Source organism: Streptomyces sp. 8K308, assembly GCF_004348315.1.
Lineage (GTDB): Bacteria > Actinomycetota > Actinomycetes > Streptomycetales > Streptomycetaceae > Streptomyces.
This window is the reverse complement of sequence record NZ_SMKC01000341.1, coordinates 1-7,412: the sequence shown is the minus strand read 5'-3', so window position 1 is coordinate 7,412 and position 7,412 is coordinate 1. Positions and strand designations below refer to the sequence as shown.

The following is a 7,412-nucleotide window of genomic DNA, read 5'->3' as shown; positions in this document are numbered from 1 at the left end:
GGGCACGACGGCGGGGTTCGGCTCGGCCGTCGGCGAGGGTCCGCTCCGTGGAGGGGACGTGGCGCCACTGGCGGCGTCCCAGCGCGAGAACCTCCTTGTGCCGAAATCAGTCGACAGGACAGACGCGCTCCCGGCTGGGGAGCGTAACGATTCAGTCCCGGACTGTGAACCTGCGCGGCACACAGCGGCACACCGCGGCGCGGCCGGCCGGCGGCGGCCCCCCGACCGCCGCCGACCTGCCGCCTTCCCCCGCGCGCGGCGCTACTGCAGCGCGCCGTCCGCGAGGTCCCAGTCGCCCCAGTAGGACGCGCCGGTGGTGGTGAGGCCCGAGGTGGTGCCCGGCAGCCGGACCGAGGCCTGGCTGTTGCCGCCGGCGTCGACCAGCAGGTCGGCGCGGCCGTCGCGGTCGGTGTCGCGCAGCCGGACCGTGACGCCGAAGGACTCGTACTGCTGCCTGGTGCCCGGCACGCCGGACGTGCCGCGGTCGAAGGCCTGCGAGTTGGTGCCGGTCACGCCGCTCGGGCCGCCGCGGAGCACGTGGACCGCGCCGGCCTCGGCCAGGTCGCCGATCTGTTCGCCGGGCGCGCCGATCGCCAGGTCGGGATAGCCGTCGCCGTTGACGTCGCCGGCCGAGACGCTCCAGCCGAACTGGTCGTTCACCTCGGGCGAGCCGCTCACGCCGGCCGTCGACTGGGAGATCCGCACCGCCGACACCGGGCCGTTCGCGCCGCCGCGCCAGACGGTGGCCCGGCCCCGGTTCTCGTTGTACGCGTCGTCGCCAAAAGCCACGTCGCCGTAGCCGTCCTGGTCGAAGTCGGCGATGACCCCGTCGGCCCACCAACTGTCCTGGGTGGGGGACAGGCGCCCCGACGTGCCGGGCGCCAGGGTCGAGCCGCCGCGCACGAACCAGGCCTCGGTGCCCTCCTCGCCCTCGTAGCCGTTGACGCCGACGACCACCAGGTCGGTGGCCGTGTCGCGGGTGACGTGTCCCGCGATGAGGCGGGTGGCGAAGAAACCGGCGTCCCGGTTGAGCCGGGTGATCGAGCCGGCGACGCCCGAGGGCATGATGTCCCCCCGGAAGACGTAGGCGTCGTTGCCGTCGATCACGGCCAGGTCGGGACGCCCGTCCGCGTTGAAGTCGCCGGTGGCCAGGTCGTCGCCGAAGTAGTCGTTGGCCCTGGGGTCCTCGTTGGGCACGTTGGTCCCGCCGGTGAGGCCGTTGGCGCTGCCCCACAGGATGGTCACGCTGCCCTGGTCCTCCCGCCCCGAGACGTCCTCGCCGGGCGCGGCGACCGCCAGGTCGGCGTAGCCGTCGCGGTTGAAGTCGGCCCCGGCCCGCACGGCGCCGAACATGTCGTCCGCCTCGTTGCCGCCCGGCACCCCGGGGCTGCCCTGGTGGACGACCTGTCGCCGGGTGCCGATCCCGGACGCCGTGCCGTAGGTGACCTCGACGGCGCCCGCGTCGCCCGCCTCCTCCGCCCACGTCCAGACCGCGTAGTCGCGGTACCCGTCCCCGTCGAAGTCGTCCACGTACCGGGCGGGCGCCGCCTGCGCCGTCCCGACCGGGACGGCCGGCAGCAGGCCACCCCCCACGACAGCGGCCGCCCCCAGCGTCGTCGCGACCCGCAGCATGCTCCGTCTCATCCAGCTCTCCCTGGCCAGAAGAATCAACACAACAGAGGGAAGACCGCTGTGAAGCGCCGGAAGTTGTACGGGAGTTGTGTGAAAGTTCGACTCCCGGCCCGATGTTCTTCACGGTCGTCAGGGGGACGCGCCCGGACCGGCTCGACGTCGGGCAGCCGGCCGCCCGGCGCCGATGGAACAAGATGTCGCGAACGGCCGCGCTCAGTGCGGTTTCATTGCTCGGAAATCGATCGCAGGGTGTCAATCGGTAATCAAATGAGGCGCGATTCTTTCTAAGATGTCCGCATGCGCACAGGCATACGAACCACGGCGCGACCCGGAGCGCGGTCCGACGCGCGGGCGGCCTTCGCCGACTCCCTCTCCGTGGGCTTCGGCTTCGTACCGCTCGGCCTCGCCTTCGGGGCGCTCGCCGCCCAGGCCGGCCTCGACTGGTGGTGGGCCGGCCTGTCGGCCGCGCTCGTCTATGGCGGCTCCTTCGAGTTCCTGCTCATCGGCATGGTCACCGCCGCCGCCCCGCTGGCGTCCGTCGCCGGGACCGCGCTCATGGTGCAGCTCAGACACGTCTTCTATCCGCTCTCCTTCCCCCTGCACCGCGTCGAGGGCCGGCTGGCCAGGGCGTACAGCACCTTCACGCTCAGCGACGAGGCCTACGCCCTGGCGGCCGCCGAGCGGGCCCGCTCCTGGTCCGGCCGGCGCATCGTCCGGCTGCAGTCGTTCCTGCACCTCTACTGGGCCGGGGGCGCCGTCGCGGGTGCCCTGCTCGGCTCCCTCATCCCGGAGGGCGTCACCGGCCTCGAGTTCGCGCTGACCGCCCTCTTCGCCGTCCTGGCCCTGGACGCCGTCCGCGACCGTGGCCGTGACCTGTCGACGCCCGTGCTCGCCCTGCTCAGCGCCCTGGCCGCCCGGCTGTTCTTCCCCGGCCAACTGCTCCTGGTCGCCTTCGCACTGTTCGTCGCGGCGCTGCTGGCCCGCCGCCTCGCCACGACCGGAGCGGGGCCGAGCCGTGCCTGACGCCCGCCACGCGATCGCCGCGGTACTCGTCGCCGCCGCCGTCACCTGGGCGCTGCGCGCCCTGCCCTTCGCCGCCCTCGCGCCGCTGCGCGCGAGCGGCACCGTGCGGTACCTGGGCGAGCGGATGCCCGCCGGCGTCATGGTGATCCTGGTCGTCTACTGCCTGCGCGACCTGTCGCTTGCCGACCGCGGAGCCGTGACCCCGCTGGCGGCCCTGGCCACCACGGTGGGACTCCACCTGTGGCGGCGCGACGCGCTGCTGAGCATCCTCGGGGGCACGGTCGTCCACGTGCTCCTGGCCAGCGGCGCTGGGTGACGATGTGTGGGGCGGGTGGGATGCTGGCGGTGGTCCGTGAGTGGGGTGACCGTCAGACGAGCGCCGCAGCGGGGTCGATAGCTCGGAACGGACGGAGTCAGGACACCTGTGGTCCACGCCCACCGTTGCAAAGCGGTCTGGCTGGAGGCTGCCCAGAGCCGCGCATGGTGCGGCCGCCCGGGTCGACGGCATCATGCGTGGCGGTCGCCGCGCCAGGGGTCGAGGCTGCCGCCGACACCGGTTGCCGTGGCTCCCTGCCCCCGTGCGCACCCCGGCCGTCGGTCCGGGGCGATAGGACTAGGACTCAACGGCCCCGGTTGCGTTCGCGGCCGGGGCCCTTGTCGAGGTGGCAAGAATATTGGCGAGCCTGCCGCGGGAAAGCTCCGCTCTACGAGCCAGGTAGTCAGGATCGGATCTCGTTGGCGAGTCAGACCAGGAGGCCGATGCTTGTCACCAGCATCGCCACCGCCGTTGCGCCGTGGACGCCGTAGGCGGCGGCCTTCGGCCCACCGCTGCGCAGTACGACCACCGCGTCTCCGGCGGGTATCGCGGCGAACACCAGCACGTACCAACCCAGCAGCGACGTTGTCGCGACGAGCATCAGAACGAAGATGAAGACCCCGCACGCGATCTCGCGCAGACCCTTCACGCGCAGCCAGGACCGGAAGGCGGGGTCGTTGGCCGGTGTATCGGGAATGCCGAAACCGACGAAGACCTGCGGCGTGGTGAAGGCGCTCGCGCCCATGTAGATGAGGGCCGCGCCGAGGAGGCCGGCGAGAACTGTGGAAGCGGTGGTGAGCATCAGCTGTCCTCTCCGTTGAGTGAGTTCTTTTTCATGGAGTGGTTGTCATGGATCTCGCGTGGGTGCTCGGCGTCCCGCTGGTCCGCGGCGGCGATCCGGGCGCAGGACTCCTTTCGAGGGCGGGCGAGCACGTGGGGCGTCGATCCGCCGGGTTGGAGGACATCGATGGGGTTACGGGGGCCTCCACGGTCACGGCCCGAGTCGCGAGACGACGCCGCGCTGTCACGGGACGAGAACGATCCGGCCACGGACGCCGCCTTTGGCCATCGCCTGGTAGGCAGCGGCTGCTTCGTCGAGCGGCGCGAGGGCGTGGACGCGAGCCGGCAGTTCCCCTGTCGTCACCCGTGCGAGCAATCGGGCCAGAAGCGCACCGTCGGGATGGGCGACCACGACCTCGACGGTGATGCCGCGCTCCTCGGGAAGCCGCGAGGCCGGCTGCACGCCGACGAAACGGCCACCGTCGCGCACCGCCCGTAGGGCGTGCTCCTGCAGGGCTCCGGCGTCGGCAACGGCATCCCAGCCCTGTCCGAGATGGGTGGCGAAGTCGACGCCGAGGCCCCGGACGAACGGCTCGTCAGCCGCTCGGGCCAGCCCGGTCACCTGCCAGCCGCGGTCCTGGGCGAGTACGGCGACGTACGCGCCCACCGCACCGGCCGCGCCAGTCACCAGCAAGCGCCGAGCCTCACTCGACGCCCCACCGAGGAGGTCGACGAGCTGGGCCGCAGCGGTGGCGTTGAGCGGCACCGTCGCAGCCTTGACCAGGTCCATGCCGTCCGGAACGACGGCGACGTTCGCGGCGGAGACGAGGAGGTGCTCGGCGTGGGAGCCGTGGTCGCGGTCGAAGCCGTCGATGAACCCGGCGACCCGGGTGCCGACCCGCAGCTCGACGCCGGGTCCGGCGGCATCGACAGTGCCGGCGAAGTCCCAGCCGAGACCGGTGTGGTCCGGCTGGTGGACCAATCCGAGCTGGTGAAAGACGCCCCGGGCCACCCCGAGGTCGACCGGGTTGATCGCTGCGGCGGCAATCCTGACACGGATCTCCGCCGGCCCCGGCTCAGCCATCGGGACGTCGACCGTCTCGATCGACTGGGGCCCGGACGGCACGCGGACCACGGCCCGCCGAGACGTCGTTCGATTCATCGCAATCTGTTCCTTCGTGGTGCCTTGCGAGGTGGTCTTGCCATCGCTGTGGTGCGGCACCACCATGTAGGCGCTTGCATCCTCTGGGGAAGTAGGCACCTTGAAGTGCGTATGTCACCGAGTGGGAGAGATGAGCGATGGCGACCAGCACCGCGTCCCAGCGGCGGGCCGTAGCCAGGGCGGAGTACGACGCGTTCCTCGCGGTATGTCCCAGTCGTCAACTCCTGGAGCGGATCTCCGACAAGTGGGTTGCCCTTGTGCTCGCCGCCCTGGGCGGGGACGGACCGCGTCCTGGGGTTGCCTCCGGAGGCGAGCCGCAGCCCATGCGGTTCTCCGAGCTGTCACGCCGGATCTCGGGCGTGAGCCAGAAGATGCTGACGCAGACGTTGCGCTCACTCGAGCGCGACGGGATGGTGACCAGGACCGTGACCCCCACGGTGCCCGTCACCGTCACTTATGAGCTGACCGATCTCGGTCGCTCGCTCCAGGGAGTCATGCGGGGAATCAAGGAGTGGGCGGAGGGCCACATGGAGGAGGTCCTCACCCATCGCGACGGCTACGACCGCAGGCAGCGCGAGGCCGCCGACTGAGTCGAAGAGGGCCGCCCCTCATGTCCTGACGATGACAGCGAGTAGTCAATCTTCGCGTAGCGCCGTCGACGAACCCCTGCACCGACGTCGTCGGCAACCTCTGGGTGCCTGGTCGCCGTCGACGGAGCCGGCTGCCCGCCGAACGCGATCCCGCAGGGTCTGGCCCCGTCGGTCGAGGACGCGTTCCGCCCGTGGATCGCGCCGAGCGCCACGACCTGATCAGCGGCGTCCCGGTCGCTGTTGAGCTGGGGCTTCAGACCCCGGTTGTTGCTCGGGCGGCTTCCAGGTCTTCGTCGCGTTCGGCGCGACGCGAACTCGGCGAGCTGCTGTCGAGCAGTGGGGCCAGGATCTGGACGATCTCTTCGTGGCTATCGGCCACCGCTTTTGCCGCGCGTCGAGCTCCGCCACATCGAGCTCCCCGGGAGTGGCGACCGGCCCTGTTGGGCCGCCGCCGAGCAGGCCCGCGCCGACCTGCGCCGGGCGATGGAGGCCGGCGAGCCGGTCACCGACGAGATCACGACCCTTCATCCTCCCCCTGGTCGACAAGGCGGTCCCGGAATGGCAGGCCGCTCTGGACGCCCTCCTGTCGCTGCCCGAGATCGGCGGCCCGGTCGGGTAGTCGCGTTGAGTCTCGTCCCTCGCGCCATGTTCGAGGAGGCCCGCCGGGTCACCATTCCGCTGCACGTCCTGCTGCAGTGGGACGACGAAGGCACCATGGGCGGGCACACCGGCGTCCCGCAGTTCGCGGGGGACGCCGCGGCCCAGTTCCTCACCCGACACCTGAAGGTGACGCCAGGCCGTCAGGCCACCAGCAGACGGTAGCCGCGTCGGCCAGGACGCTGCTCATCTAGGGACAATGCCAGTGACTTAAGGGTCGATTCGCGCGTCTGACCTGCGGGAACGTCGCCCTACGGCGCTCTCAAGAGCCATAAAGTCACCGGTATTGCATCTAGGGAAAGATCCCGGCCCTCCTCGGCTCTCACACCACGGTCCCCTGCCAGACTCTTGGCAGGGGACCGTGCTGCCCGCAGCCATGAACTGCTCGATCGACCGCAGAGCTTGAGTGCTGCCCGAACTCCTGTCCAGGTGAGGCGATACGCATCGAGGTCCGTGTGACGACGACCGGCTCGGCATGTCCGGACTGCGGGAGCTGGTCGAGCCGCGTGCACAGCTTCTACCTGCGGTTTCCGGCCGATATGCCTACTGCGGGGCGGCGGGTGGTCGTCTGCCTGCACGTCCGCCGGTCCTTCTGCCCGAATGCTCCGTGCGGACGGCGGACGTTCGTCGAGCAGGTGCCAGGGCTGACCCGGCGGCACAGTCGGTGGAACGAGCGCCTGCGCTCCACGCTGGCCGGCCGGGCCGGCGCATGGATGGCCCGGGTCTTCGGAGGGGCCGTCAGCCGCAGCACCGTGCTCCGGCTGGTGCACGCTTTTCCCCAGCCCGAGGTCCCCGCGCCGCGGGTGGTCGGCGGAGACGAGTACGCCACCCACAAGGGCCGTGTCCGCGGCACCATCCTGGTCGACATCGAGGCCCGACGGCCCGTGGTCTCCTGCCCGACGGCGAGGCGTCCAGCCTGGCCGGAGGGCTCGCCAAACGGCCCGGCGTCGAGGTCGTCTGCCGAGACCGAGCTCCCTTCTTCGTGGAGGGCGCCACGGCCAGGGCGCCCCAAGCGGTCCAGGTCGCCGACAGGCCTCGCCGACGCCGCAGGGCCAGAAGAGCCGCGAGCCGATCAGGCGATTGGGGCACACGCACGCCTCGCTCGTGCAGAGGGCGGGGCGGCGTACATTGGGCCCCTGACCGAGGGGGCTCAGGCAGGGAAGCGGAAGCGTGGCGCGCCAGCCAGGTGGGTGGGGGCATCGCCCGTCGTCAGCAGCTGGGGCCGGCGCGAGGCCAGCAGATGATCTTGAAA

Annotated in this window: 7 protein-coding genes and 1 pseudogene; 5 read left to right on the top strand and 3 right to left on the bottom strand. The window is 71.4% G+C overall.

The genetic code is table 11. The annotated features are described in order from the left end of the window. Window positions 1–261: 261 nt before the first annotated feature. Window positions 262–1,644 carry an FG-GAP and VCBS repeat-containing protein gene (locus E1265_RS30480; protein ID WP_207931274.1) on the bottom strand — a complete coding sequence of 461 codons (1,383 nt, stop codon included), beginning with the start codon at window positions 1,642–1,644 and terminating at the stop codon, window positions 262–264. 285 nt (window positions 1,645–1,929) lie between these two features. Between E1265_RS30480 and E1265_RS30475 the strand changes: the two genes are divergently transcribed. Continuing rightward, window positions 1,930–2,655 (top strand): AzlC family ABC transporter permease, encoded by a 726-nt coding sequence (locus tag E1265_RS30475; RefSeq protein WP_132934205.1) that lies wholly within the window; start codon window positions 1,930–1,932, stop codon window positions 2,653–2,655. Then, window positions 2,648–2,971, top strand: a complete 324-nt coding sequence (locus E1265_RS30470; protein ID WP_132934204.1) for an AzlD domain-containing protein — start codon at window positions 2,648–2,650, stop codon at window positions 2,969–2,971. The genes E1265_RS30475 and E1265_RS30470 overlap by 8 nt, the downstream gene beginning before the upstream one ends. A gap of 427 nt (window positions 2,972–3,398) precedes the next feature. Here the strand turns inward: E1265_RS30470 and E1265_RS30465 are convergent, their stop codons facing one another. Together E1265_RS30465 and E1265_RS30460 are read right to left on the bottom strand one after the other, a co-directional pair. Continuing rightward, window positions 3,399–3,773, bottom strand: coding sequence for a DUF4267 domain-containing protein (locus tag E1265_RS30465; RefSeq protein WP_132934203.1), 375 nt, complete (start codon window positions 3,771–3,773; stop codon window positions 3,399–3,401). Window positions 3,774–3,995: 222 nt separating this feature from the next. Further along, entirely contained in the window at window positions 3,996–4,979 is a 984-nt protein-coding gene (locus E1265_RS30460; RefSeq protein WP_243741223.1) for a zinc-binding dehydrogenase, read from the bottom strand. Window positions 4,980–5,050: 71 nt separating this feature from the next. Here E1265_RS30460 and E1265_RS30455 point away from each other — a divergent pair, with 71 nt between their 5' ends. The 3 genes and pseudogenes from E1265_RS30455 to E1265_RS40840 all read left to right on the top strand — a co-directional run bounded on the left by E1265_RS30455 (window position 5,051) and on the right by E1265_RS40840 (window position 7,404). Beyond that, window positions 5,051–5,503 carry a helix-turn-helix domain-containing protein gene (locus tag E1265_RS30455; RefSeq protein WP_132934202.1) on the top strand — a complete coding sequence of 151 codons (453 nt, stop codon included), beginning with the start codon at window positions 5,051–5,053 and terminating at the stop codon, window positions 5,501–5,503. A gap of 408 nt (window positions 5,504–5,911) precedes the next feature. Continuing rightward, window positions 5,912–6,325: pseudogene (locus E1265_RS30450) on the top strand (alpha/beta hydrolase); the annotation flags it as partial. 290 nt (window positions 6,326–6,615) lie between these two features. Next, entirely contained in the window at window positions 6,616–7,404 is a 789-nt protein-coding gene (locus E1265_RS40840) for a transposase family protein (protein WP_347877262.1), read from the top strand. Window positions 7,405–7,412: the final 8 nt, after the last annotated feature.